Source organism: Pseudomonas sp. 29, from assembly GCF_002754355.1.
Classification (GTDB): domain Bacteria; phylum Pseudomonadota; class Gammaproteobacteria; order Pseudomonadales; family Pseudomonadaceae; genus Aquipseudomonas; species Aquipseudomonas neuropathica.
Genome location: NZ_PEEY01000001.1, coordinates 2,490,793 through 2,516,545, shown reverse-complemented (window position 1 = coordinate 2,516,545; position 25,753 = coordinate 2,490,793). Strand labels below are relative to the sequence as shown.

The following is a 25,753-nucleotide window of genomic DNA, read 5'->3' as shown; positions in this document are numbered from 1 at the left end:
AGGGTCTTTACTTGGCAACAGGCACCTTCATGGACGCGACCAATGAGCGATTCCCAGCACACCCACAAGCCCGGCGACGGACACGATCACAGTCATAAATTGCAGCCTGTGCATAAACATTCACAGGGTGGCGATTCTTGCTGCGGGTCGAAAGTCGCTGCGCCGGCACCGGTTCATGCGCACGAAGACGACTGCTGCTCGTCGAACGCTGCTGCGCCTGCGCTGGTTCAATTGAGCGAGAAGACCAGCGCCGATGCGCGGCTGAGCAGCTTTCGCATCGAGGCGATGGACTGCCCGACCGAGCAGACGCTGATCCAGAACAAGCTCGGCAAACTCGCCGGCGTGCAGCAACTGGAATTCAACCTGATCAATCGCGTACTAGGCGTGACCCACAATCTGCGGGGCACCGAACCGATCACCGAAGCGATCAAATCCCTCGGCATGCACGCCGAGCCCCTGGAGGCGGGCGTCGAAGCACCGGCCCCGGCGCCAGTGAAAAAGCACTGGTGGCCCCTGGCGCTGTCCGGTGTCGGCGCCCTCGCTGCCGAAGTCATCCACTTCACCAACGCCGCGCCCACCTGGGTGGTGGCGATCATCGCGCTGATCTCGATCCTCAGCGGTGGCCTCACCACTTATAAAAAGGGCTGGATCGCCCTGAAGAACCGCAACCTCAACATCAACGCGCTAATGAGCATCGCCGTCACCGGTGCCATCCTCATCGGCCAGTGGCCGGAAGCGGCGATGGTGATGTTCCTGTTCACCGTCGCCGAGTTGATCGAAGCGCGCTCGCTGGACCGTGCGCGCAACGCGATCAGTGGTCTGATGCAGATGACGCCGGAGCAAGCCACGGTGTTGCAGGCTGACGGTTCGTGGATTGAGCAGGACGTGAAGAGCGTCGAGCTCGGCGCCCGCGTGCGAGTGAAACCCGGCGAGCGCATCGCGCTGGACGGTGAAGTGGTCAGCGGCAGTTCGACCATCGACCAGGCGCCGATCACCGGTGAGAGCCTGCCGGTGGAGAAAACTGTCGGCGATAAAGTCTTCGCCGGCACCATCAACCAGGCCGGTTCGCTGGAATACGCGGTGACCGCAGCGGCGAACAACTCGACTCTTGCGCGGATCATCCACGCCGTCGAGCAGGCCCAAGGCGCGCGTGCGCCGACCCAGCGCTTCGTCGATCAGTTCTCGAAAATCTACACGCCCGTGGTGTTCGTATTTGCCTTGGCCGTGGCGATCATTCCGCCGCTGTTCATGGGCGCTGTGTGGTTTGACTGGATCTACCGTGCGCTGGTGTTGCTGGTGGTCGCGTGCCCATGTGCATTGGTGATTTCGACCCCGGTGACCATTGTCAGCGGCCTTGCGGCAGCTGCGCGCAAAGGCATTCTGGTCAAGGGCGGCGTGTACCTGGAGGGCGGCTTCAAACTGGATTATCTGGCGCTGGATAAAACCGGGACGATCACCCACGGCAAACCGGTGCAGACCGATTACCTGTCGCTCGATCCAACCGCCGATGCCACCGCACCGGCAATTGCCGCTGCCTTGGCCGGTCGCTCCGATCACCCGGTGTCGCTGGCCATCGCCAACGCTGCTGTGGATAAAAACTTCGCCGCGCTGATTGTGGATAACTTCGAAGCGCTGGGCGGGCGGGGCGTCAAAGGCGACATCAACGGCCAGACCTACCACTTGGGCAACCATCGTCTGGTCGAAGAACTCGGCCTGTGCTCGCCGGCGCTGGAAGAAAAACTCTTCGCGCTGGAGAAACAGGGCAAATCCGTGGTGTTGCTGCTCGACAGCTCCGGCCCGTTGGCACTGTTCGCTGTGGCCGACACCGTCAAGGAAACCAGCCGCGAAGCGATCCGCCAATTGCATGAACTCGGGGTGAAAACCCTGATGCTCACCGGCGACAACGTCCACACCGCCCAAGCGATTGCCGCACAGGTCGGGATCGACGAAGCGCGTGGCGACTTGCTGCCGACCGACAAGCTGCAAGCCATCGAAGAGCTTTATGCACAGGGCCGCCGAGTCGGCATGGTCGGCGACGGCATCAACGACGCGCCGGCACTGGCCCGCGCCGAGATTGGTTTTGCCATGGCCGCGGCCGGTACCGACACCGCGATTGAAACCGCCGATGTCGCCCTGATGGACGACGATCTGCGCAAGATTCCGGCATTCATCAGCCTGTCGCGCAATACCGCAAGCATCCTGAAACAGAACATTGCGTTGGCACTGGTGATCAAGGCTATCTTTCTTGGGGTAACCTTCGCCGGGCTCGCCACCATGTGGATGGCGGTGTTCGCCGACATGGGCGTAAGCCTGTTGGTGGTGTTCAACGGTTTGCGCCTGCTGCGCAAATAGATGAGGAAAGGTTGTGCTGAGTGCCGAGCTGAAAGCGTTTTACATGGTCGCCCGCCTGGGCAGCATCACGCTGGCGGCGAAAAAACTCGGCCTCAGCCAACCGACCGTGACCACGCAGATCCGCAATCTGGAAAGTCAGTATTCGGTGGAGTTGTTCTACCGTGGCGGCCGGCGTCTGAGCGTCAGCGACGAAGGTGCGCGGTTGCTGCCGATGGTCAAGACGCTGTTGCAGCAGGAGGCCGACATCGAGTTCTTTCTGCGCAACAGCGGTCAGGTGCAGGGTACTTTGCGCATTGCCGCGACGGCGCCGTATTACATCCTCGATCTGGTGAAGACCTTCCGCGAGCGCTTGCCGCAGGTGGAAGTGTCGGTGGAAATCGGTAACTCGCAGCAGGTGCTCGAAGCGCTGGAGGATTACCGAGTGGACGTCGCCGCTTCGTCACAGTTGCTCGACGATGCGCGATTGATTCGCCGGGTGCTCGGCACTGATCCACTGGTACTGGCGGTGCATCGCAACCATCCGCTGGCGGCCCATGATCATGTGACATTGGGCGCACTGGCCGGGCATACCTTGTTGATGCGCGAAACCGGGTCAACGACGCGGCGGCTGACTGAAGAGTTGCTGGCCAGCGCCGGGGTGAGTTTCGGTCCGTTGCTGGAGATTGGCAGCCGTGAGTCGATCCGTGAGGCGGTGTTGCGCAATATCGGCATCAGCATCATTGCCCGGCAGGAAGTGCCGCATGACCCGCAGTTGCGCGTGTTGACGATCGAGAATGCGCCGCAGATTCCTGAATATCTGTATTGCCTGAAGGAGAGGAAGGGCGCGCGGTTGCCGGCGGCGTTTCTCGGCCTGGCGCAGGAAATGTCTCCGGCCTGAGATGTTCAGTGCCTGCGCCGGCCTCTTCGCGAGCAAGCTCGCTCCCACATTGGATGCGTTCCCCCTGTGGGAGCGAGCTTGCTCGCGAAGGCGTCGGTTCAAACAACCCAAGACCTGAATCTTCTGAACCAAAATCCCCGAATACCACTATCACCAGTTTTTGCCTCACTGCCACATGACGGACGCATTACAACTCTAGGATTGGCCCCATCTGCTTGATGAGGTCTGTCCATGAATCCTGCCATCGCAACTGCCCTGACCAACCCCGGTGCGCCGATGAAAGTGCGCGGCGTACAGAAACGCTTCGGCGCGTTCACTGCGCTGGATAACGTCTCCCTCGACGTCGCCGCCGGTGAGCTGGTGTGCCTGCTCGGCCCGTCGGGCTGCGGCAAGACCACGTTGCTGCGCTGCATCGCCGGTCTGGAGAAGCAGGACAGTGGCGAGCTGTACCTCGGCGACCGCGACGTTTCGCACCTTGCCCCACAAGCCCGCGACTACGGGATTCTGTTCCAGTCCTATGCGCTGTTCCCCAATCTGACCGTCGAAGCGAACATTGCCTACGGCCTCGCTGGCAGCGGTCGTGATGAAGTACGCCGTCGCGTCGGGCAGATGCTCGAACTGGTCGGCCTCACTGGCAGCGAGAAAAAATTCCCCGGCCAATTGTCCGGCGGCCAGCAACAGCGCGTTGCTCTTGCTCGGGCCTTGGCACCAGCACCATCGCTGTTGTTGCTCGATGAACCGATGTCCGCCCTCGACGCCCGCGTCCGCGAGCATCTGTGCACCGAACTGCGCCAGCTGCAACGCAACCTCGGCATCACCACGCTGATGGTCACGCACAATCAGGACGAAGCCATGCTGATGGCCGACCGCATCGCCGTGATGAACAACGGCCGCGTCGAGCAGTACGCCACCCCGCAGGAAATCTACAACCGCCCGGCCACACCGGTCGTGGCCGAGTTCGTTGGTCAGGGCAACTGGCTGCCGTTCCAGCGCAGCAGCGACACTCACGCGCAGGTCGGCGGAATGAACCTGCGCCTCAGCGACGGCAGCATCCAGCGCGCCTCGGGCCGGTTGTTCTGCCGCCCGGAAGCGATCAACGTCAATCCGCCGGTGCACGAAGAAAACCTGTTCCCGGCCAAAGTCCGCGAGATCACCTTCCTCGGCAACCGCTGCCGCATGAGCTTCGAACTCGATCAACTGCCGGGCCACGCACTGCTCGCCGAACTCGCGCCGGAAGCCATGCCGCGCCTCGGCGCCCAGCAAATCATGGTCGCCTTGCCGCCGCGCAGCCTGCAGGTGTTTGCCTGATGAACAGCAATCTCGCGCTGCCGCTACCGCACAAGCAGGTGCGCCAGACTTCGAAAGCCGAGATCGGCGACCGCATTTTTGTCGTCGGCGGCAAAGTTGTCTTGTTGCTGTTGCTCGGCGTCGCGGTGTTGCTGCCGTTGCTGGCGATCTTCTGGCGCGGCTTCAGCAGTGAAGCCGGGCAGGGTGGTGGCTGGCTCGCGGCGAAGGAGTTGGTGACCAGCGAGAATTTCCACTGGCTGCTCGGCAACAGCCTGAAAGTTTCCCTCAGCGTCGCGGCCATCGTCGTACCGCTGGCCTACCTGTTTGCCTACGCGCTGCAACGCACGCTGATTCCGGCGAAAGGCATCTGGCGCGGGATTTCCCTGCTGCCGCTGATGGCGCCGTCGATGCTGCCGGGGATTGCGCTGGTCTATCTGTTCGGCAACCAAGGCATGTTGCGCGGGCTGCTCTCGGACAACATCTATGGATTCTGGGGGATTGTGCTGGGTGAGGTGATTTACACCTTCCCGCATGCGCTGATGATTCTGCTCTCGGCATTGTCGCTGGCCGATGCGCGCTTGTTCGATGCGGCGTCGAGCATGGGCGCCAGTCCCGCCAAGGCTTTCCGCAGCATCACCTGGCCGGCCACTCGCCAAGCGGTGTTTGCCGCGTTCTGTCTGGTGTTCACCCTGACCATCACCGATTTCGGCGTGCCGGTGGTGGTCGGTGGCGACTATCAAGTGCTGGCGCTGGAGGCCTACAAAGCCGTGGTCGGCCAACAGCAATTCGGTCGCGGCGCCTTGATCGGCATGGTGCTGTTGCTGCCGGCGCTGTTCAGCTTCGGCGTCGATGCCTGGCTGCGTCGTCGTCATGGTGATTCCATGAGCGGTCGCGCTCAGGTGTTCAAACCGGCGCCGTCGAAGTTGCGTGATGGCTGCTATCTGGCGATTGTTTTGCTGATCAGCGCCGCGTTGATTCTGGTGTTCGGCATGGCGGTGTTTTCCTCGCTGGTGAAGTTCTGGCCGTACAACCTGTCGCTGTCACTCAACCATTACCAGTTCAACGAAACCGCTGGCGGTGGCTGGCTGGCCTACAGCAACAGTTTGAAGATGGCTTTGGGCACGGCGTTGATCGGCAGCGTGCTGATTTTCACCGGCGCTTACCTGATGGAGAAAACCCGCACTCAGCGAGGCCTCAATCTGACCTTGCGCATGCTCAGTTTTGTGCCGATGGCGGTGCCAGGGCTGGTGCTCGGTCTGGGTTACGTCTTCTTCTTCAACCTCACGGGTAACCCTCTGCATGTGCTCTACGGGACGATGACGCTGCTGATCGTCTGCACGATTGCGCACTACCTGACCACCGCACAAATGACCGCGACCACCGCGCTGCGCCAACTCGATGCCGAGTTCGAAGCCGCCGCGCTGTCGCTCAAAGCGCCGCTGTACCGCCACTACCTGCGTGTCACTGTGCCGATCTGCCTGCCGGCGCTGCTCGACATCGTGCGCTACCTGTTCGTCTCGGCGATGACCACGGTTTCTGCTGCGATCTTCCTCTACAGCCCCGACACCATCCTTGCGGCGGTCGCGGTGCTGAATATGGATGACGCCGGCAACGTCGGCGGTGCGGCGGCGATGTCGACCCTGATTCTGTTCACCTCGGCGGGCGTGTCCTTGCTGCTGGCGTGGGCTTCGCGCGGCTTGCTGCGCCGTTCTCAAGCCTGGCGGCAAACCGCGCCCGGTCACTGATTCCAACCCCGTTCAACTCATTACAGGAAAACGATCATGTTCAAGCCTATGGCCCTGGCCGCTGCTGTGCTCGCTACTTTCAGCCTGAATGCCTTCGCGGCAAAAACCGAGTTGACGGTGTACACCGCCCTCGAGGCCGAGCAATTGAAGTCCTACAAAGAAGCCTTCGAAAAGGCCAACCCGGACGTCGAGATCAAGTGGGTGCGTGATTCCACCGGGATCATCACCGCCAAACTGCTCGCCGAAAAGGCCCGTCCGCAGGCTGATGCGGTGTGGGGCCTCGCGGCTTCCAGTCTGGCGATCCTCGATCAGCAAGGCATGTTGCAGAGCTACGCGCCAAAGGACCTCGGCAAGATCGGCGCGAACTACCGCGACGCTGCCAACCCGCCAGCGTGGGTCGGCATGGACGTCTGGGCCGCGACCATTTGCTTCAACACCGTCGAGGCCGAGAAGCAGGGCCTGAGCAAGCCCGTGAGCTGGCAGGACCTGACCAAACCTGAGTACAAGGGCAAGATCGTCATGCCCAACCCGGCGTCGTCCGGCACCGGTTTCCTCGACGTCAGCGCCTGGCTGCAAACCTTCGGCGAGAAGCAGGGCTGGGCCTACATGGACGGTCTGCACCAGAACATCGGCCAGTACGTTCACTCCGGTTCCAAGCCTTGCAAACTGGCAGCGGCGGGCGAATTCCCGATTGGTATTTCCTTTGAATACCCGGCAGTACAGCTCAAGCGTCAGGGCGCGCCGCTGGACATCATTCTGCCGAAGGAAGGTCTGGGTTGGGAGATCGAAGCGACGGCGGTGATCAAAGGTACGCCGCATGAAGAGGCAGCCAAGAAACTGGCTGACTTCTCAGCGAGTGCTGAGGCGATGGATCTGTACAAGGAGAACTTCGCTGTTCTTGCGCAGCCGGGGATCGCCAAGCCGCAGACCGAATTGCCGGCGGATTATGAGCAGCGTCTGATCAAGAACGACTTTGCCTGGGCGTCGAAGAATCGCGACGAGATCCTCACCGAGTGGCGCAAGCGTTATGACGGCAAGTCCGAGAAAGTGGTTGCCAAGTAAGATCTCCATCGACTGACAGGGCCCCTTCGCGAGCAGGCTCGCTCCCACATTGGATCTTCAGTGAACGCAAATGCTGTGGGCACTAAAAATCCCTGTGGGAGCGAGCCTGCTCGCGAAAGCGGTCTCTCATGCAGGACATCATCCAGATGACACAACACAAAGACCTGCTGATCGTCGGCGCCGGCATCCTTGGCCTGTCCCACGCCTACGCCGCCGCCAAACGCGGCCTCAAGGTCGCCGTTTTCGAACGCACCGCCACCCCCCTCGGCGCTTCGGTGCGCAACTTCGGTCAGGCCTTGGTCACCGGCCAACCGCCGGGCCCCATGCTCGAACTGGCCAAGGCCAGCCGCGAAATATGGGGCGACTGGGCGCAGCTCGCCGGTTTGCAAATCAAGCGCAACGGTTCCTATCTGTTCGCCCGCACTGAAGCCGAAGAACATCTGCTCGAAGCCTTCTGCAACGGTCGCGCCGTGGAACACGGTTACAACATCCAGTTGCTGCGCGGCGCTGCCTTGCGCGATCTGTATCACGGTCAGTTCAGCCACCACCGCGCCGCGTTGCACGGTATGGACGATCAACAGCTGTATTCGCGCGAAGCGATTCCGGCACTGATCGATTATCTGCGCCGCGACCTTGGTGTGGCGTTTCATTTCTCCACGCTGGTGCGCGACGTCGAACCGGGGCGTCTGCACAGCACTGTCGGCAGCTTTACGGCGAAGCAGATTATCGTCTGCTCGGGCCACGATTATCAGACTTTGCTGGCCGAGCCGATTGCCGCACTCGACCCGCAAATCTGCCGCCTGCAAATGCTCCGCGCCAAACCGCAGACCGAACTGAATCTGCAACACGCCTTGCTCACCGGCCTCAGCTGCGTGCATTACGGCGCCTTCGCCGATCTGCCGGAAGCGGCGGCGGTGCAGGCGCAAATCCTCCGTGAGCAACCGCACCTGCACGACAACGGCATCCACCTGTTGATCAGCCCGACGCCGTACGGCGAACTGATCATCGGCGACTCGCACCATTACGGCAGCGACCCTTCACCGTTCAACGCCGAGCAGGTGGATGACTGGATGCTCGAACTGGCCGAGCAGACGCTGGGCTGCAAGGTGCAAGTGGTCGAGCGCTGGCAGGGCGTCTATGGTTCCCGGGGGCCGGGGCCGTTCTCGTTCCTGCGCCCGGCAGCGGGGCTAAGTGTGGCGCTGATGCACACCGGCGTCGGCATGAGCGTCGGCCCGGCGTTGGCTGAGCGCAATATCGCGCAGTTGCTGGAGGAAGATTGATGACAGGTCACGAGCAAGTCGTCGCCCGGGTGTTCGGCTTGTATGAGCGCTTTGGCACTAGCGATTACATCGGCGAGCCGGTGTCGCAGATCGAGCACATGTCCCAGGCCGCTGAGCTGGCGATGGCCGAAGGCTTCGATGACGAAGTGGTGCTCGCGGCGTTCTTCCATGACATCGGCCATTTGTGTGCCGAGGGCGCGGAGAACATGGGCGGGTATGGCGTGGTCAGCCATGAACGGCTGGGTGCGGATTATTTGCGTGAGGCCGGGTTCAGTGAGCGTATGGCGCGGCTGGTGGAATATCACGTGCAGGCCAAGCGGTATCTGACGTTGCGTGAGCCGGGGTATTACGAACGCTTGAGTGAGGCGAGTCGGCGGACCCTGGAATATCAGGGCGGGGTGATGACCGAGGCTGAAGCGGATGCGTTTGCGCGGGATCCGTTGTGTGCGGTCAGTCTGCGGATGCGCCAGTGGGATGAGTTGGCCAAGGAGACGGCGGTGCCGGTTATTGATTTGGCGGTTCTCAAGCGCAAGGCTGAGGTTTTGTTGGCGGCTGAATGATTGCAACCCTCATCGGATCGCCGCCCGCCCAGCCCTCTCCCGGAGGGAGAGGGAGCCTACGGAGTTGTTCTCAGGTGATACATCGACCTGAAATATCCAGCCGAACTCAGGTTTTGAAAAGCCTGGAGATCTGCTCCCTTCCCCCTCTACCCCTTGGGGGAGAGGGCTGGGGTGGGTAAAGACCGGGTACATCCTTTACGTTTGAGACCGGGGACATGGTTTACAGGTATCAATCATGGTCAGGAGGTGCTGACCATGCCCTGGAAACAAGAGTCCCCAATGGATCAACGAGTGAAGTTAATTAGCGATTGGCTCAGCGGCAGCTACACCAAAAGCCAATTAAGCCGGCGGTATGGCGTCAGTCGTCCAACCATCGACAAGTGGCTGGAACGGTATGCAGCGTTGGGCGTGGATGGCTTGAAAGAGCAGTCGCGTAAGCCGCTGAATTGCCCTCACCAAACTTCCGATGAAATCATCGCCAAGTTGCTGGCCAAGAAAAACGAACATCCCGATCGGGGACCCAAGCAGATCATTGGTCGCCTGCGCGATTCCGATCCGCATATCCAATGGCCGGCGGCGAGTACCGCCGGGGAGTGGTTGAAGAAAGCTGGTTTGGTGGTGGCGCGACGGCCCTATCCCCCGCGTCCCCGTGCTCCAACACATTTGCGTCCGGTCGACGCGCCCAACCAGACTTGGTGTGCTGATTACAAAGGGCAGTTCAAAATGCAGGACGGTAATTGGTGCTATCCGCTGACCATTACCGATCAGATGAGCCGCTTTTTATTCGTCTGTCGCGCTTTGCCCAGTACGCACGGAGCGCCGACGCGGGAAGGCTTCGAGTGGGCTTTTCGAGAATATGGGCTGCCGGATGTGATCCGCACTGATAATGGCGCTCCTTTTGCGTCGACAGGTCTGGCGCGACTTTCGAAGTTATCGGTTTGGTTCATCAGGCTCGGAATCCATGTCGAAACGACTACACCTGGCCGTCCCGACCAAAATGGTCGACATGAACGGATGCATCGAACGCTAAAGGCAGCAGTGCCACCGGCGGAAAACCTGGTGCGCCAGCAGCTGGCTTTTCAGGATTTCATCCAAGACTTCAACCACCACCGACCGCACACCGCGCTGGGCATGAAACCGCCGGCATCTGTCTATCGCCCGTCGATACGCGCTTATCCCGGTTACTTGCCTGCGCTTGAATACGGTTCCGATGTTGAAGTACGTAAGGTTCGGTCAAATGGGGAAATTAAATGGAAAGGACAGCTGATTTTTCTAGGAGAGGCTCTAATTGGAGAGGACATCGCGTTGAAGGAAGTGGCTGGTGACGCTTGGGAACTGTACCTTTGCAGCCACTGTTTAGGCAGGCTTGAAAGAGGCGCCAAACGCGTTTCAAGCCTGTAAAGGTGTAAACGATGTCCCCGGTCTAATTTGTAAAGGATGTACCGGTCTCTACAGTGAGGGGGTAGCGATCTAAAGCTCAAGCACCCGATCAACCAACGCCTCAATCTGCTCCTGCCGTTCCGCTTGATTCAATTTCGCCTGCGGATTGAGCGACGACCACTGCGGATGCGCCCGCGCCTTGCTCAATGCCTCCGGCAACTTGCCCTCTCGCCAGGTCTTGTCCTGCGGTGTCGCCACCTGAACCGCATCCATCGCCGCATGCCCACGCTGATCCAGCGCCAACACCAACTGCCGCTGACGCAACGCCAGCAGCCGCAACACCCCGTCATCCACCGTCAGCTCACGCTGCCCTTTGATCTTGCCCAGCAAGCGACTGCCATAACTACGCGCCGTCTGCAGCGCACCACCGGCAATCGCCCCAGCCAACGCCGCAGCGCCGAGGGTAATCCCGCCAACCAGCAAATCCACACCAGCCCCCGCCGCCGCACCGGCAGCAATGCCGCCACCCACGCGCACGCCGAGTTGCTTTAAGGTCTCAGGGTTGAACAAATCATCGCCCCAGCGCCCATCCAGCAGCGGCAAATCACTCGCCGCCGCATCTTGCGGGCGGAACGCATACAGCTTGAGCAACGCCTCAACACACTTCTGCTCACGCTGGCGCACAGCTTTGCGCAGTTCACTGATCGCCTGCTGCTCCTGCTCAGCGTCGCTGACCACACTGCGCCGGCACGCGGCGCAGTCGATCAACAATTCAGCAATCAATCGCGCCGCACTTTGCTGACGCGCGAGGCGCTGAGCCTGTTGATCGGCAATCAACCGCTCCAATTGTGGCCGAGCATTCTCCAGCAACAACGCGAGACTTTCGTACAGCCGCCGCTCGCCATCTTCCGGCGGCGCCACGCTGTCGAAACGCACCAGCGCATGCAGCCCAAGCCGCGCCAGCGCCTCGCGCCAATCTGGTTCGCGATGGTTGGCGCTGCTGACGAAATTCAGCACTGGCAGCAGCGGTTTGCCGCAACTGGCGAGCACTTCCAGTTCATCGCGGTACTTGGCCAGCACCGGTTCGCGGGCATCGATCACATACAAACCGGCGTCGGAGGCGAGCAGTTGCCGTAGCACTTTTGCCTCCTGCTCGAAACGCTGGCGCGCTTCGCTGCCGTCGAGAAACCGCGCCAGCCGCGCCGGGCCATCGAGGCGTTCGCCGGGCCGCTCCAGGCGTTCGAGGAAGTCGAGCAGGGCGATGGCATCTTCCAGCCCTGGCGTGTCGTAGAGATCGAGCAACGGCTCGCCGTCCACCGACAACCGCGCACCTTCGACATGCCGCGTGGTACTCGGGCGATGGGAGACTTCGCCGAAGCCGACATCGCGGGTCAGCGTGCGTAGCAGCGAGGTTTTGCCGACGTTGGTGTGGCCGACCACCGCGAGTTTCAGCGGCGCTTTCCAGGTATCAGTCATGGCCAGTCTCCAGCCAGTTCAACGGTGCGCAATCGGCAAACTGCAGATCCAGCTGTTGCAGCGCGATGTGCCAGTCGCCGAGGCGCTCGGCATCCAGTGCTTCGCCCGGTGGCGCTTGCAGCAGCCACACGCGAGTCTCGCCCGCGCTGCGCGCCAGTTCAGCGATCAAGGCGAGGCTGCCGCGATCCGGCGAGCGCCGTGGGTCGCAGGCAATCGCCAGACGTGCCGGCGGGAAGCGGCTGAGTTGTTCGAGGAGTTTATGGCGCGATTCGCGACTGTCGAGGATGCCGGCGTTGCTGACATTCTTTGGCAGCGCGGGTGGCCATGGGCGTTGTTCATCGAGTTCGATGGCGACCAATAAGGCACCTTCGCTGGCGAGTCCGCCGACGCTGCTTTCGACGCGGTGCAGTTGCGCAGGCTCCGGATCGTTGACGCCGAGGCGTTCGCTGGTCGGCATCAGACGTTCACGCAACTGCGCGTAGCCGGGCAGGTTCAGCTCCAGACGCAAGCGATCCCGACCACGCTTCCAGCGCCAACGGCAGAACAGCATCAGCAGCAGACGGGGTAGCACGCCATAGATCAGCACCGCGCCGACCAGCCATATCGCCCACATCTGGCGAACCAGGACGCTGTTGTAATCGGTGTCCAGCGTCACGCGAATCATGTCCACGCTCGGCGCACTCCAGCCCAGCGCATGGGGAATCACCGTCAACGCATCAGTCAGTGCCGCGAAGAAGTCTGCGCCCAGCAGCGTGCTTTCCCAGATGAAGTCATATTGCCGAGTGGCCATCATCAATATCAGCATGCTTAGCGCGCTGAACATGATCAGCAGCCACAGGCCATTGACCAGCGTGCCAATCGCCCAGCGATTGAGTTTGTGGCGTTGCAGCAAGACCAGTAATGCGGGGGGTAATTGCGCGGCCTTGGCGTCCCGGGCAAATTTTTCGCTGAGCCACAGCCACAGGCGGCCGAGCGCTGCTCCGTGTTCGCCAGCGAAAAGCAGGCCCAGCGCCCAGCTCAGCAGGAGGATCAGATTGACCCCGAGCAAGGTGCCCAGCGCCCAGAAAATATTGACCGCTCGTGTGCCGTCGCCGAGCGCAGAAAATGCCATGCCTGCGCCAGTGACGCAGGCCAGTAGCGCCATCAGCACCAGCGCCAGACGCGCACCTTGCAGCCAGTGTTTGAGGGCAGCCGTCAGCCCGTCACGCTCGGCCAGCCATAAAGCCCGGCGCTGAATGCGGCTCGGCAGATCGCCGCCGGCCGTGCGCGCCAGTCGGTTGGCTTCCAGATCGTCCAAGGGGCCTGCGTGTTCTTCGCGCAGGCGCACGGTCTCGGTCAGCCAGAGGTTTTGCAGTGGAGTCAGTTCAGTCACGCGGCGTCCCGTCGCTTAAATGAGCGCTGAGCATAACCGCTGTGGCGCTTATCGGGGTAAGCGCGGCTCTGGTATCCTCGCCGGCATGACTAAATCACTCCCCCTCAGCCTGATCGCAGCCCTCGGTGAAAACCGCGTGATCGGCGTCGACAACAGCATGCCCTGGCACCTGCCGGGGGACTTCAAATACTTCAAGGCCACCACCTTGGGCAAGCCGATCATCATGGGTCGCAAGACCTGGGATTCGCTCGGCCGGCCATTGCCGGGGCGCTTGAACATCGTGGTCAGCCGTCAGGCCAATCTGGTGCTCGAAGGTGCGGAAGTTTATCCGTCGCTGGAAGCTGCTGTGGTTCGCGCCGAGGAATGGGCGAAGGAGCAGGGCGTCGATGAGCTGATGCTGATTGGCGGCGCGCAGTTGTACGCGCAAGGGCTGGCGCAGGCGGATCGTCTGTATCTGACTCGCGTGGCGTTGAGCCCTGAAGGGGATGCGTGGTTTCCAGAGTTTGATTTGGAGCAGTGGAAACTGGTCTCGAATGTGCCGAATCCGGCTGAGGGCGACAAACCTGCGTACAGCTTTGAGGTTTGGGAGAAAGCCTAAGAGCTTCGTCGGAACGCCGCCCGGAGCAAGCTCGCTCCCACAGGGGAAACGCATTCCTATGTGGGAGCGAGCCTGCTCGCGAAGAGGCCAGATCAGGCAAAGATGAGCTTAAGCCTGAGCCAGCTCCGCATGCTCATCCGCATCCAGCAATTCTTTATCAGTCTGCTGCATCACCTGACTGGTAATCGCCCCAGCGGTAATCGAGCCACTCACGTTCAACGCCGTGCGGCCCATGTCGATCAGCGGCTCAACCGAAATCAGCAACGCCACCAGTGACACCGGCAAGCCCATCGCCGGCAGCACGATCAGCGCCGCGAACGTCGCACCGCCACCCACACCGGCCACACCCGCCGAACTCAACGTCACAATCGCCACCAGCGTCGCGATCCACAGTGGATCCAGCGGATTGATGCCTACGGTTGGCGCAACCATCACCGCCAACATCGCCGGGTACAGACCCGCGCAACCGTTCTGGCCGATGGTCGCACCGAACGAAGCAGCAAAACTCGCCACCGATTGTGGAATGCCCAGACGACGGGTCTGCGCTTCAATGCTCAGCGGAATGCTCGCGGCGCTGGAACGGCTGGTGAACGCGAACGTCAGCACCGGCCAGATCTTGCGGAAGAAGCGCAGCGGGTTGATACCCGCCGCCGAAACCAGCAAACCGTGCACGACGAACATCAGGCCCAGACCGAGGTACGACACCACCACAAAACTGCCGAGTTTGATGATGTCTTGCAGGTTGGAACCGGCGACCACTTTGGTCATCAGCGCCAGCACGCCGTATGGGGTCAGTTTCATCACCAGACGCACCAGGCGCATCACCCAGGCTTGCAGGGTGTCGATGGCGTTGATCACTTTCTGACCTTTCTCGACGTCATCCTTGAGCAGTTGCAGCGCTGCGACCCCGAGGAACGCGGCGAAAATCACCACGCTGATGATCGAGGTTGGCTTGGCCCGCGCCAGATCGGCAAACGGGTTTTGCGGGATGAACGACAGCAGCAGTTGCGGCACATTCAGATCGGCGACCTTGCCGGCGTAGTCGGTCTGAATGGTTTGCAGACGGGCCATTTCCTGGGTGCCGGCGACCAGACCTTCAGCGGTGAGGCCGAACAGGTTGGTCAGTCCGATGCCGATCAGCGCCGCGATCGCAGTGGTGAACAGCAGGGTGCCGATGGTCAGGAAGCTGATCTTACCCAGCGACGAAGCATTGTGCAGGCGTGCCACGGCGCTGAGGATCGAGGCGAACACCAACGGGATGACGATCATTTGCAGCAACTGCACGTAGCCGTTGCCGACCAGATCGAACCAGCCGATCGATGCTTTCAGCACCGGGTTGCCGGCACCGTAAACGGCGTGCAGGGCCACGCCGAACGCAACACCCAGCACCAGCGCGAGCAGGACTTTTTTCGCCAGGCTCCACGTGGTGTGGCGGGTTTGTGCCAGACCGAAAAGCAGGGCGAGGAACACCAGCAGGTTGAGAATCAACGGTAGATTCATGAGATCTCCAGGAAAGACTGTGCCAACAGCCTTCCGGGGCTGCTGCGAACCGGCAAGCCTAACAGCTTGATTTGCAATGATTTAATACCGAAATCTTAGGGTGACCGTCGTTTTTGGAATAAGCGTGTGTCGCTCTCGGCAATGCATCTGGCGCGATAGGGACGCGGACGGTCGCTGACAGACGAGGACTGTCACACTAATTTGTTAGCGTCGGTCTCTTTGAATCAGGGAGAAGAGGCTTATGAAGTTCGCACCGAAATTTCTGGCTGTTGCACTGGCTGTGGGCATGGGACTGGCCACTCAGGCGTTCGCTACTGACCTGAAACACTGGCCGGCGGATCAGGCCAAGGCGCTGGACGCGATGATCGCCGCCAACGCCAACAAGGGTAACTACGCGGTGTTCGACATGGACAACACCAGTTACCGCTACGACCTCGAAGAATCCTTGTTGCCGTTCATGGAAAACAAGGGCCTGATCACCCGCGACAAGCTTGATCCTTCCCTGAAACTGATGCCGTTCAAGGACACCGCCGACCACAAGGAAAGCCTGTTCAGTTACTACTACCGCCTCTGCGAAGTCGACGACATGGTCTGCTACCCGTGGGTGGCGCAGGTGTTCTCCGGTTTCACCCTCAAGGAACTCAAAGGCTACGTCGATGAGCTGATGGCTTCGGGCAAGCCGGTGCCAGCGACTTACTACGAAGGCGATGTGGTCAAGAAACTCGACGTCAATCCGCCGAAGATCTTCACCGGCCAGCAAGAGCTGTACAACAAGCTGATGGAGAACGGCATTGAGGTCTACGTGATGACCGCCGCCTCTGAAGAGCTGGTGCGCATGGTCGCGGCGGATCCGAAGTATGGCTACAACGTCAAACCGCAAAACGTCATCGGCGTGACCACCCTGCTGAAGAACCGCGAGACCAACGAACTGACCACGGCACGCAAGCAGATTACCGCCGGCAAATATGACGAGAAGGCCAACCTTGGGCTCGAACTGACGCCGTATCTGTGGACGCCGGCGACGTGGATGGCCGGCAAGCACGCAGCGATTCTGACCTACATCGATGAATGGAAAAAACCGGTATTGGTCGGTGGCGATACCCCGACCAGCGACGGTTACATGCTGTTCCACGATGTCGATGTGGCCAAGGGCGGGATTCACTTGTGGGTCAACCGCAAGGACAAGTACATGACGCAGTTGAACGGCATGATGGCCAAGCACGCGGCGGCGCAGGCCAAGGAAGGTTTGCCGGTGACAGCGGACAAGAACTGGGTGATCGTCAAACCGGAGGAGATTCAGTAAGCCACACCGATCCAATGTGGGAGCGAGCCTGCTCGCGAAAGCGTAGTGTCAGTCACCTTCTTCGTTTCTGACATACCGCATTCGCGAGCAGGCTCGCACACAGTTTGATCTGCAGTGACTTTGGGATTTCGGCCAGACAAAAAAATGCCCCGCACTTGGCGGGGCATTTTCTTTTCGACAGCTGAGGCTTACAGCCCGTCGAGCATCGCTTTGTTACGCACAGCACCCTTGTCGGCACTGGTCGCCAGCAGGGCGTAGGCCTTGAGGGCGGTGGTCACTTTGCGTGGACGCACCTCGACCGGTTTCCAGCCTTTCTTGTCCTGCTCGGCACGGCGTGCCGCCAGTTCTTCGTCGCTGACCAACAGGTTGATCGAGCGGTTCGGAATGTCGATCAGCACCTTGTCGCCGTCCTGCACCAGACCGATAGCGCCGCCGGCTGCTGCTTCTGGCGAAGCGTGGCCGATGGACAGACCCGACGTGCCGCCGGAGAAACGGCCGTCGGTGAGCAGCGCACAGGCTTTGCCCAGACCTTTGGATTTCAGGTACGACGTCGGGTAGAGCATTTCCTGCATGCCCGGGCCGCCTTTCGGGCCTTCGTAGCGAATGATGACGATGTCGCCTTCCTTCACTTCGTCAGCGAGGATGCCGCGTACGGCGCTGTCCTGGCTTTCAAAGATCTTCGCGTTGCCTTCGAAGACGTGGATCGACTCGTCAACACCGGCGGTTTTCACCACGCAGCCATCGAGCGCGATGTTGCCGTACAGCACGGCCAAACCACCTTCTTGCGAATAGGCGTGTTCGAAACTGCGGATGCAGCCGTTTTCACGGTCGTCATCGAGGGTTTCCCAACGGGTCGACTGGCTGAACGCCGTCTGCGTCGGAATACCGGCAGGGCCGGCCTTGAAGAAGTGGTGCACCGCTTCATCGTCGGTCTGGGTGATGTCCCACTTGGCGATGGCTTCTTCCATGCTGCGGCTGTGCACAGTCGGCAGGTCGGTGTGCAGCAGACCGCCACGGGCCAGCGAGCCGAGGATGCTGAAGATGCCGCCGGCGCGGTGCACGTCTTCCATGTGGTACTTCTGGATGTTCGGCGCCACTTTGCACAGTTGCGGGACGCTGCGCGAGAGACGATCGATGTCGCGCAGGTCGAAATCGATCTCGGCTTCCTGAGCGGCAGCGAGCAAGTGCAGGATGGTATTGGTCGAACCGCCCATGGCGATGTCGAGCATCATCGCGTTCTCGAACGCCTTGAAGTTGGCGATGTTGCGCGGCAATACCGACTCATCGTTCTCGCCGTAGTAGCGTTTGCACAGCTCGACGATGGTGCGGCCGGCCTGCAGGAACAGTTGTTCGCGGTCGCTGTGGGTGGCGAGGGTCGAACCATTGCCGGGCAATGCCAGACCCAGTGCTTCGGTCAGGCAGTTCATCGAGTTGGCGGTGAACATGCCGGAGCACGAACCGCAGGTCGGACAGGCGCTGCGCTCGTACTCAGCGACTTTCTCGTCAGAAGCGCTGGCGTCGGCGGCGATCACCATGGCATCGACAAGGTCGAGGCCGTGGGAAGCGAGTTTGGTCTTGCCGGCTTCCATCGGGCCGCCGGAAACGAAAATCACCGGAATGTTCAGGCGCAGGGCAGCCATCAGCATGCCCGGGGTGATCTTGTCGCAGTTGGAGATGCAGACGATGGCGTCGGCGCAGTGGGCGTTGACCATGTACTCGACGGAGTCGGCGATGATTTCGCGACTCGGCAGCGAATACAGCATGCCGTCGTGGCCCATGGCGATGCCGTCATCCACGGCGATGGTGTTGAATTCCTTGGCCACGCCACCGGCGCGTTCGATTTCACGGGCGACCAGTTGACCGAGGTCCTTCAGGTGCACGTGGCCCGGTACGAACTGGGTAAACGAGTTGGCAATGGCGATGATCGGCTTTTTGAAGTCGTCATCTTTCATCCCCGTGGCGCGCCACAGTGCGCGGGCACCGGCCATGTTGCGGCCGTGGGTGGATGTTTTCGAGCGGTAATCTGGCATGGAGCACTCCGGGCGGCTAATCACTTACTAATCAGGTGCAAAAGGGGAGTGAGCTTCTATTGACGTCTGGAACACTCAGAAATGGCCGTGTGTCCGTGAAGTTGCCGATGACGTTGCGGGATCGCCGCTGGTCTCAGCCTGAGCTCATAAACCCGCCGGGGGATGAATGGCGATGAATCAGCCGATTCTACACCGCTGGCGTCTGGAGGGAATGGCGCAAAGCGTTGTTCCAGTGCCGACGGCGTGTATGGGATGACGACCGGCGGGTTTAATCACCGCCGGTCTGCGCCATGACGTTGCCTTCAAGGTTTTTCGCGCGACGGCTGAGCCGGTTGTTGAGCACCAGCGCGATCGCGCTCAGCAGCACAAAGCTGTAGCCCAGCGTCAATTGCAGATTGGCCGGACTGAGGCTGATCAATGCGCTGATCAGGCCGCCACAAATAAAGATAATCGTACTGCCCGCCGAGGCCGATGTGCCGGCGTTCTCAGGAAACAGGCCCATGGCCCGAGAGGTGGCGGCAGGGCGGGCAATGGTGGTGCCGGCGGTGCAGATCAGCATCGGGATCAACACCGTGGCCGGCGCCAACACATGATTGGCTGCCAGGTACAGCATTGCCAGTCCCGAAAGCAGTATCAGGCTCAGCCCGGTGAAGATTTGCTGAACCGGCGTGATGCGTCGATTGAGTACCGCGGCGATGATCCCGCCGACAACATACGCCGCACCGTAAACCAGCAGGATCAGCGAAAAGTCGTAAGGCGCGAGTTGCAGTTGGTCCATGAAAATCAGCGGCGAAATCACGATGAACGAGAAGTGGCAGGCGAAGGCGAACGCTGAAATCAGCCAGTAGCCGACAAACTCGAAGTCCCCCAACACGCGTCGGTAGGATTGAATGAAGCCGGTCGGCGAACCACCTGAGGCCGGTCGGCTGCTCGGTAAAAACAGCCAGGCCTTGATCAGCACCGTGGCGGACAGTGCGCAAAAGATCCAGAAGCTGCCGCGCCAACCAAGTGTCGCCTGGAGAAAAGTCCCGGCCAGCGGCGATACCGAAATGAATATCCCGGTCGCCGTGACCATCAGGATCCGTAACCGGTCGCGCTCTTCACCTTCGAACAGATCCTGCACCAGTGCCTGCGACAGCACGAAACATCCACAGCCCAAGGCCTGCATCACCCGAAATATCAGGAATAGCGTGTAATCGGAGGTCAGCACGCAACCGAACGCACCCAGCATCGATACGCTCATGCCGGCGAGTAACAGGCCCTTGCGCCCGATCACGTCCGAGAGGGGGCCGATCAAGAGCTGGGCAAACGCGATCCCCACGGCGAACAGGCTGATGGACAGTGCGATGTCTGCCGGTGAACGGAGAAAGTGCGTCGCCATTGCCGGAAAGGAGGGCAGCAGCACGTCCAGTGGAAACACACCCAGCAGCACCATGGCCAGCAACAGGCTGACAGCGGCGCGGCGCTGCCTGGTGGTTGCCACGGATTGTCCTTTATCCATCGATCAGTCCTGCCTTGGCGAAAAGTTTCTGGTTATGGGGAAGTGCGAAAAAACCGGCCTTGCGTAGTGCGTCCAGCGTTGCGACGGCGCCTGATCGTGCACGGGCCCGGTTGGCTTGCACCGTCGCCATGCCGCCGACGATTTGTTTCACGTCACTGTCGGCGATGCCTGCCCCTCGCAGGCTCTGTTGCAGCCAGCGTTCGTCGGCCTCGAAAAAAATCCCGATGATCTCCAGCAGTGTCCGGCTCACAAACGCACGCTGGCGGCTGTTCATCGACAGCCAGAAATAATGGAACACCTCGCTGAAGTAGCGGCTGTGGCGGGCTTCGTCAGTCAGGTGGTCGCGCAGCATGTCGTTGACGCTGGACACCAGGCTGTCGCGGCAGACGTCCAGCAGCTCGCGGGCAATGATGGTTTCCGAGACGAAACCGAGCAGAAACCATGCCAGTGGCCGGTTGTTTTCCGGGGTGCGGGCGATCAGTGCGTTGAGGCGGCTGATGCGCTTCGGAATCGTCGGACGTCCGGTGAACCCGTAAAACGCGGCGATCTGTTCGGCGAGACGATTGGAGAACAGCGCGTGATAACCCTCGTCGGTATAGAGCTGCAGCGCGGCGTGCTTCATCGGCAGAGGCACGTAAAGGGGCAGTTCCCGGTGCACGATGACTTCTACTGCACGATTGACGATGCGGTGTTCAAGCAAGGTGGTGTAATCGAGAAAATGCACCAGATGGTTGGCTGCCAGTCGATGCTGTACGTCGCGCCCCGCCGCCTGGATGGCCGGATGTGCCAGATAAGGCAGAAATGCCGGCGGGAACCAGTGGCGGGTTTGCAGTTGCAGCGGCACATCGGCGGGCAATTGATAGTCATGGGTACTGCTGCGCACCGAGGCCCGGCTTTCCCAGTCTCCCAAGGTAAATTTGAGCGCCCAGGACACCGGCGCTTGATCAGGGTCGGCCATCGACAGGGTCATGCCTGTCCCTCGCGCAACAGCTCGCGCATTTCGTGGCACATCACTTGCCCGTCGCTTTGTCCACAGCCAACAAAGAACAGCGGTTGTTCAGCGCTGCCCTCGAGATTGAGCAGTGCTTCGACCTGCTGGTCGGCAAATGCGCCGGTCAGCCAGGTGTTGAGGCCCAGTGCCGTGGCGACCAGTTGAAAGGTTTGCGACAAGTGGCCCGCTTCAACGAAGGCCATGCGATAGGCCCGCGAGTGTTCGTACTTCCACCAGAGCCGGTCAAAACGGGCGGTGATGAACAACCCCAGCGGCAGGTTGTTGATGAAGTGCTGACCGCCGAGCAATTGGCCCAGCGCTGGTTGAGGCAGCGGATTGATCCGGCTCAGGGTGTGGTCGGCCGGATGATAGGCATAGATGCCCGGTTCCAGGCCATCGACGTTCTGCACCAGGAGGAAGCCTTCGCAAGCGTTCAGGCCCCCCGCGGAAGGACTGCTTCGCCGTGCGCTTAGTCCTTGGGCGATGCTGTCGTCGCGATCATTGTCTCGTTCATGGAGATAACCGAGGGAAAGGTAAAGCAGGGTGCCGACGTCCTTCAGCGTTATCGCTGCACCTGTATAGGAACGGCAGGTTTTGCGCTGGAGCAGAACATTTCCCAGACTGTCGTTATTCAAAGCGCCCGGCGCAGGCAGGGCGATACGCTGCTCGGGTGCTGGCGTCGGGCGGTCTGCAGCAGGCTGTGGGGTGGCCAGTACTTCGTTGCAGTGCGCCAGATATTGCCTGGACCACTCGTGAATGTTCTGTGGGGTATGTTCGCAGGGAATATTTTGTGTGCCGATGTGATAAATTTTCGACAGCTCATCCCAGCCCCATGGCGGATTGTCTATTTTTGAAACGGTAAGAATATCTGCGCTCAATAGTTGTGTGTCTATTATGTTGTGCGCGTCGAACAGTTGAGGGTCGTTGATTAATTGCGCAAGGCGAGTTGCATAGTTCAGATCAAGTTCGTGTTGTGTATGGTTTTTATAATTCCACACAACTTGTCCGGTCTGGCGCGGCAATATAAACAAGTAAGGATTGATGTGCATATTGATCGTTTCACTCTGGAAGAAGTCAAAAGGACGCCGGGTTGCCGGCACTCCCCAGCGTCCTGACTTACTTAGCGGGCTTTAGGGGCAACCAGAAAAGCCAGGTTTGCGATTTTTTTACTTTCCAGAGAAATACTTTTCATGATGTGAACTCCTTGTTCATTGATAGTTGAAGTCACCTCGTGGTGACAACTTCATAATAGTTTGTAATGGATTATTGGCAAGGGGATATTAGGTAGGAAATTTCCAGTAATTTTGTCGGAGCAATCTTTAGCTGAAAATAAACTTGTGGGGCAAGTTTCAGTAATTAAAAGACGTAAGGAAATGTCCTGCATGTCTGCGGGAATATAATTGTAGGAAGTCCAGGAAGATAGTGAAGGGAAGGGCGATGCCAGAAACCAAAACGGGGAGCCTGCTGGCTCCCCGTTATCCGCAAAAAATCAGCTGTTGGGCAGCAGGCGGCAGGTGATGCTCTTGATGTAGCGTGTTTCGGCGATGGCAGGGTGCACCGGGTGATCCGGACCCTGGCCGCCCCGCTCGAGCAACTGGATGTTGCGATCCAGGTGACGGGCGCTGGTCAGCAGGATGTTCTGCAGGTCATCTTCCGGCAGGTGCATCGAGCACGACGCGCTGACCAGGATGCCGTCCTTGTTGAGCAGGCGCATGGCTTGCTCGTTCAGGCGACGGTAGGCGCCTTCGCCGTTTTTCATGTCTTTCTTGCGTTTGATGAACGCTGGCGGGTCGGCCACGATCACGTCGAAGCGCTCTTCGCTGGCTTTCAGCTCTTTCAAGGCCTCGAAGACGTCGCCTTCGATGCAGGTCATCTTGTCGGCGAAACCGTTCAGCGCGGCGTTGCGCTCAACGCCGTCGAGGGCGAAAGCCGAGGCGTCGACGCAGAACACTTCGCTGGCGCCGAACGCAGCAGCCTGCACGCCCCAGCCACCGATGTAGCTATAGAGGTCGAGGACGCGTTTGCCTTTGGCGTAAGGGGCCAGGCGTGCACGGTTCATGCGGTGGTCGTAGAACCAGCCGGTTTTCTGCCCCTGAATGACCGGGGCTTCGAACTTCACGCCGTTCTCTTCCAGCGCCACCCACTCCGGCACCAGGCCGAACACGGTTTCGACGTAGCGGTTGAGGCCTTCGGCATCACGGGCTGCGGAGTCGTTCTTGAACAGGATGCCGCTTGGCTTGAGCACTTGGGTCAGGGCCGCGATCACGTCATCTTTGTGCGCTTCCATGGTCGCCGAGGCGATCTGCACCACAAGAATGTCACCGAAACGGTCAACGACCAGGCCTGGCAACAGGTCGGAGTCACCGTAGACCAGACGGTAGAACGGTTTGTCGAACAGGCGCTCGCGCAGTGACAGGGCCACGTTCAGACGGTGCACCAGCAGCGACTTGTCCAGCGCAACTTTAATATCGCGCGACAGCAGGCGGGCGCAGATCAGGTTGTTCGGGCTCATCGCCACGATGCCCAACGGCTTGCCGCCAGCGGCTTCGAGGATGGCCTGGTCGCCGGCATTGAAGCCGTGAAGCGGGGTGGCGGCTACATCGATTTCGTTGCTGTAGACCCACAGGTGACCGGCGCGCAGGCGACGGTCGGCGTTGGCTTTGAGGCGCAAGCTAGGCAGGGACATGACGTCGCTCCGGAAAAAAGAGCGGGAGTATAGCGTGTTGCGACTTGTGCCGGGTTTGATGAGCGATGAAACGCTGATGGCCTCTTCGCGATCAAGCCCGCTCCCACAGGGACCTTGTGTCGATCCAGAATCTACTGTGTGAGCGAGCTTGCTCGCGAGACGGCCTCGAATACTACGCCGACAGCGCGGTGATCAGCTCCTTGCTGAACGCCGGAATATCATCCGGCTGACGGCTGCTGATCAGGTGACCATCCTTGACCACTTCTTTATCGACCCAGTTGGCCCCGGCATTCACCAGGTCATCCTTGAGTGTCTTGTAACTGGTCATGGTCTTGCCGTTGACCAGCCCGGCGGAAATCAGCAGCCATCCGCCATGGCAGATCACCGCAATCGGTTTGCCGGCAGAGGCGCCGGTCTTGACCAGGTGCTGGGCATCCTGATCGATGCGGATGGTGTCGGAGTTCTGCACGCCGCCCGGCAGGACGATCGCGTCGTACTGCTCGCTGCTGGCGCTCTGGAAAGTCTGGTCGACCTCGAAGTCGTCCGCTGGTTTATCGTGGTTCCAGCCTTTGACCTTACCGGCCTCGGCGGAGAGGATGTCGACTTGCGCGCCCGCTTGCTCCAGTGCCTGCTTGGGACCGGTCAGTTCGACCTGCTCGAAACCGTCTGTTACCAAAATGGCGACGCGTTTGCCGTTGAGGGAAGTGGCCATCGATAAGCTCCTGAGTCTGTGGGAGTTTGCCGCCGCAATGGGCCGGTGTGACCCGTTGGGCATTACAGATTCCGAAGCCTGGACGTGAATGAAAGTTCCTGACAATTGCCCACTGGTGTGTCGTCGTGCGGTTTTTAGAGGTTAGAATCGCCGCCTGTCCCAGAGTGTGTACTTATGTCCCAAGAGCTGACCACCGAACAGATTCAACAATCGCTGCAAGGCATCAGCGTGCCTGCGCAACCGCAGATCATGGTGGATCTGCAAATGGAGCAGTACATGCCCGACCCGGACCTGGAGGTGATCGCCAAGCTGATCGCCCAGGATCCCGGGCTGTCCGGCTCGTTGCTGAAGATCGTCAACTCGCCGTATTACGGCTTGAGCAACAAAATCACCTCGATTCAGCGCGCGGTGAACCTGCTGGGTAGCCGCTCGATCATCAACCTGATCAACGCGCAGTCGATCAAGGGCGAGATGAACGACGACACCATCGTCACCCTTAACCGCTTCTGGGACACCGCCCAGGATGTGGCGATGACCTGCCTGACGCTGGCCAAGCGTATCGGCACTCAGGCCGGTGACGAGGCTTACGCCTTGGGCCTGTTCCACGATTGTGGTGTGCCGTTGATGCTGCAACGGTTTCCCAATTACATGACGGTGCTGGAAAAGGCTTACGCCAATGCCAGCGCTGAATGTCGGGTGGTCGACACCGAGAACAGCGAGTTCAACACCAACCACGCGGTGGTCGGCTACTACACCGCCAAGTCGTGGCGCCTGCCGGAGCATGTCAGTGCGGCGATCGCCAATCACCACAACGCCCTGGCGATCTTCAGCGATGAATCGTCGCGCAACAGTCAGCTGAAAAACCTCCTGGCGATCCTGAAGATGGCCGAGCATATTTGTGCGTCATACCGTGTGCTGGGTAACCAGACCGAAGATTCCGAATGGAACGCCGTCGGCCCGCTGGTACTCGACTATGTAGGACTGTCGGATTACGACTTCGAAACTCTCAAACAAACAATCCGCGACCTCGGCGCGCATTGA

20 protein-coding genes are annotated in these 25,753 nt (G+C 60.3%); 11 read left to right on the top strand and 9 right to left on the bottom strand.

Translation table 11 applies throughout. The annotated features are described in order from the left end of the window. Window positions 1–42 precede the first annotated feature (42 nt). The 8 genes from CLU80_RS11770 (at window position 43) to CLU80_RS11735 (ending at window position 10,564) form a co-directional block, all read left to right on the top strand. Window positions 43–2,352, top strand: a complete 2,310-nt coding sequence (locus tag CLU80_RS11770) for a heavy metal translocating P-type ATPase (protein WP_099757442.1) — start codon at window positions 43–45, stop codon at window positions 2,350–2,352. Window positions 2,353–2,365: 13 nt separating this feature from the next. After that, window positions 2,366–3,229 carry a LysR family transcriptional regulator gene (locus CLU80_RS11765; RefSeq protein WP_099757441.1) on the top strand — a complete coding sequence of 288 codons (864 nt, stop codon included), beginning with the start codon at window positions 2,366–2,368 and terminating at the stop codon, window positions 3,227–3,229. A gap of 231 nt (window positions 3,230–3,460) precedes the next feature. Then, window positions 3,461–4,537, top strand: a complete 1,077-nt coding sequence (locus CLU80_RS11760; protein ID WP_099757440.1) for a putative 2-aminoethylphosphonate ABC transporter ATP-binding protein — start codon at window positions 3,461–3,463, stop codon at window positions 4,535–4,537. Further along, complete coding sequence (locus CLU80_RS11755; protein ID WP_099757439.1) at window positions 4,537–6,261, top strand: putative 2-aminoethylphosphonate ABC transporter permease subunit; 1,725 nt, start codon at window positions 4,537–4,539, stop codon at window positions 6,259–6,261. The genes CLU80_RS11760 and CLU80_RS11755 overlap by 1 nt, the downstream gene beginning before the upstream one ends. Before the next feature lie 36 nt (window positions 6,262–6,297). After that, window positions 6,298–7,323 carry a putative 2-aminoethylphosphonate ABC transporter substrate-binding protein gene (locus tag CLU80_RS11750; RefSeq protein ID WP_093429804.1) on the top strand — a complete coding sequence of 342 codons (1,026 nt, stop codon included), beginning with the start codon at window positions 6,298–6,300 and terminating at the stop codon, window positions 7,321–7,323. 146 nt (window positions 7,324–7,469) lie between these two features. Next, window positions 7,470–8,603 (top strand): TIGR03364 family FAD-dependent oxidoreductase, encoded by a 1,134-nt coding sequence (locus CLU80_RS11745; protein ID WP_099759370.1) that lies wholly within the window; start codon window positions 7,470–7,472, stop codon window positions 8,601–8,603. Further along, entirely contained in the window at window positions 8,603–9,163 is a 561-nt protein-coding gene (locus CLU80_RS11740) for a phosphonate degradation HD-domain oxygenase (RefSeq protein ID WP_093429805.1), read from the top strand. The genes CLU80_RS11745 and CLU80_RS11740 overlap by 1 nt, the downstream gene beginning before the upstream one ends. A 255-nt stretch (window positions 9,164–9,418) precedes the next feature. Further along, window positions 9,419–10,564, top strand: a complete 1,146-nt coding sequence (locus CLU80_RS11735) for an integrase core domain-containing protein (protein ID WP_099757438.1) — start codon at window positions 9,419–9,421, stop codon at window positions 10,562–10,564. A 69-nt stretch (window positions 10,565–10,633) separates the two neighbouring features. Here the strand turns inward: CLU80_RS11735 and CLU80_RS11730 are convergent, their stop codons facing one another. Next, window positions 10,634–12,019, bottom strand: coding sequence for a GTPase/DUF3482 domain-containing protein (locus CLU80_RS11730; protein ID WP_099757437.1), 1,386 nt, complete (start codon window positions 12,017–12,019; stop codon window positions 10,634–10,636). Beyond that, complete coding sequence (locus CLU80_RS11725) at window positions 12,012–13,391, bottom strand: DUF2868 domain-containing protein (RefSeq protein ID WP_099757436.1); 1,380 nt, start codon at window positions 13,389–13,391, stop codon at window positions 12,012–12,014. Before CLU80_RS11725 ends, CLU80_RS11730 begins: the two co-directional genes overlap by 8 nt. Before the next feature lie 85 nt (window positions 13,392–13,476). On the opposite strand from CLU80_RS11725, the gene CLU80_RS11720 reads away from it, so the two are divergent. Further along, window positions 13,477–13,989 carry a dihydrofolate reductase gene (locus CLU80_RS11720; RefSeq protein ID WP_099759369.1) on the top strand — a complete coding sequence of 171 codons (513 nt, stop codon included), beginning with the start codon at window positions 13,477–13,479 and terminating at the stop codon, window positions 13,987–13,989. A 108-nt stretch (window positions 13,990–14,097) separates the two neighbouring features. On the opposite strand, the gene CLU80_RS11715 is transcribed toward CLU80_RS11720, so the two are convergent. Next, window positions 14,098–15,489, bottom strand: coding sequence for an L-cystine transporter (locus CLU80_RS11715; RefSeq protein WP_099757435.1), 1,392 nt, complete (start codon window positions 15,487–15,489; stop codon window positions 14,098–14,100). Between the two features lie 241 nt (window positions 15,490–15,730). Here CLU80_RS11715 and CLU80_RS11710 point away from each other — a divergent pair, with 241 nt between their 5' ends. After that, the gene (locus CLU80_RS11710; protein WP_099757434.1) at window positions 15,731–16,792 is read left to right on the top strand and encodes an HAD family hydrolase; all 1,062 of its coding nucleotides are present in this window, start codon (window positions 15,731–15,733) and stop codon (window positions 16,790–16,792) included. Window positions 16,793–16,980: 188 nt separating this feature from the next. Here CLU80_RS11710 and ilvD read toward each other — a convergent pair whose 3' ends face one another. The 6 genes from ilvD to CLU80_RS11680 form a co-directional block, all read right to left on the bottom strand. Then, window positions 16,981–18,822 (bottom strand): dihydroxy-acid dehydratase, encoded by a 1,842-nt coding sequence (gene ilvD, locus CLU80_RS11705; RefSeq protein ID WP_099757433.1) that lies wholly within the window; start codon window positions 18,820–18,822, stop codon window positions 16,981–16,983. Window positions 18,823–19,090: 268 nt separating this feature from the next. Further along, window positions 19,091–20,323: a multidrug effflux MFS transporter gene (locus CLU80_RS11700; protein ID WP_099757432.1), complete on the bottom strand. Its 1,233-nt coding sequence runs from the start codon at window positions 20,321–20,323 to the stop codon at window positions 19,091–19,093. Continuing rightward, window positions 20,316–21,293 (bottom strand): diiron oxygenase, encoded by a 978-nt coding sequence (locus CLU80_RS11695; protein ID WP_099757431.1) that lies wholly within the window; start codon window positions 21,291–21,293, stop codon window positions 20,316–20,318. The genes CLU80_RS11700 and CLU80_RS11695 overlap by 8 nt, the downstream gene beginning before the upstream one ends. Beyond that, the gene (locus tag CLU80_RS11690) at window positions 21,290–22,363 is read right to left on the bottom strand and encodes a SagB family peptide dehydrogenase (protein WP_099757430.1); all 1,074 of its coding nucleotides are present in this window, start codon (window positions 22,361–22,363) and stop codon (window positions 21,290–21,292) included. The genes CLU80_RS11695 and CLU80_RS11690 overlap by 4 nt, the downstream gene beginning before the upstream one ends. Before the next feature lie 440 nt (window positions 22,364–22,803). Continuing rightward, entirely contained in the window at window positions 22,804–24,000 is a 1,197-nt protein-coding gene (locus tag CLU80_RS11685) for a class I SAM-dependent rRNA methyltransferase (RefSeq protein WP_093429813.1), read from the bottom strand. Between the two features lie 172 nt (window positions 24,001–24,172). Continuing rightward, window positions 24,173–24,712, bottom strand: coding sequence for a type 1 glutamine amidotransferase domain-containing protein (locus tag CLU80_RS11680; RefSeq protein ID WP_093429814.1), 540 nt, complete (start codon window positions 24,710–24,712; stop codon window positions 24,173–24,175). A 228-nt stretch (window positions 24,713–24,940) separates the two neighbouring features. Between CLU80_RS11680 and CLU80_RS11675 the strand changes: the two genes are divergently transcribed. Then, window positions 24,941–25,753: an HDOD domain-containing protein gene (locus CLU80_RS11675; RefSeq protein WP_175559546.1), complete on the top strand. Its 813-nt coding sequence runs from the start codon at window positions 24,941–24,943 to the stop codon at window positions 25,751–25,753.

Excerpts from the sequence above, each read along its gene's own strand:
- CLU80_RS11770 (WP_099757442.1), top strand. The coding sequence starts at position 43 with ATGAGCGATTCCCAGCACACCCACAAGCCCGGCGACGGACACGATCAC.
- CLU80_RS11760 (WP_099757440.1), top strand. The coding sequence starts at position 3,461 with ATGAATCCTGCCATCGCAACTGCCCTGACCAACCCCGGTGCGCCGATG.
- CLU80_RS11755 (WP_099757439.1), top strand. The coding sequence starts at position 4,537 with ATGAACAGCAATCTCGCGCTGCCGCTACCGCACAAGCAGGTGCGCCAG.
- CLU80_RS11750 (WP_093429804.1), top strand. The coding sequence starts at position 6,298 with ATGTTCAAGCCTATGGCCCTGGCCGCTGCTGTGCTCGCTACTTTCAGC.
- CLU80_RS11745 (WP_099759370.1), top strand. The coding sequence starts at position 7,470 with ATGACACAACACAAAGACCTGCTGATCGTCGGCGCCGGCATCCTTGGC.
- CLU80_RS11740 (WP_093429805.1), top strand. The coding sequence starts at position 8,603 with ATGACAGGTCACGAGCAAGTCGTCGCCCGGGTGTTCGGCTTGTATGAG.
- CLU80_RS11735 (WP_099757438.1), top strand. The coding sequence starts at position 9,419 with ATGCCCTGGAAACAAGAGTCCCCAATGGATCAACGAGTGAAGTTAATT.
- CLU80_RS11730 (WP_099757437.1), bottom strand. The coding sequence starts at position 12,019 with ATGACTGATACCTGGAAAGCGCCGCTGAAACTCGCGGTGGTCGGCCAC.
- CLU80_RS11720 (WP_099759369.1), top strand. The coding sequence starts at position 13,477 with ATGACTAAATCACTCCCCCTCAGCCTGATCGCAGCCCTCGGTGAAAAC.
- CLU80_RS11715 (WP_099757435.1), bottom strand. The coding sequence starts at position 15,489 with ATGAATCTACCGTTGATTCTCAACCTGCTGGTGTTCCTCGCCCTGCTT.
- CLU80_RS11710 (WP_099757434.1), top strand. The coding sequence starts at position 15,731 with ATGAAGTTCGCACCGAAATTTCTGGCTGTTGCACTGGCTGTGGGCATG.
- ilvD (WP_099757433.1), bottom strand. The coding sequence starts at position 18,822 with ATGCCAGATTACCGCTCGAAAACATCCACCCACGGCCGCAACATGGCC.
- CLU80_RS11700 (WP_099757432.1), bottom strand. The coding sequence starts at position 20,323 with ATGGATAAAGGACAATCCGTGGCAACCACCAGGCAGCGCCGCGCCGCT.
- CLU80_RS11695 (WP_099757431.1), bottom strand. The coding sequence starts at position 21,293 with ATGACCCTGTCGATGGCCGACCCTGATCAAGCGCCGGTGTCCTGGGCG.
- CLU80_RS11690 (WP_099757430.1), bottom strand. The coding sequence starts at position 22,363 with ATGCACATCAATCCTTACTTGTTTATATTGCCGCGCCAGACCGGACAA.
- CLU80_RS11685 (WP_093429813.1), bottom strand. The coding sequence starts at position 24,000 with ATGTCCCTGCCTAGCTTGCGCCTCAAAGCCAACGCCGACCGTCGCCTG.
- CLU80_RS11680 (WP_093429814.1), bottom strand. The coding sequence starts at position 24,712 with ATGGCCACTTCCCTCAACGGCAAACGCGTCGCCATTTTGGTAACAGAC.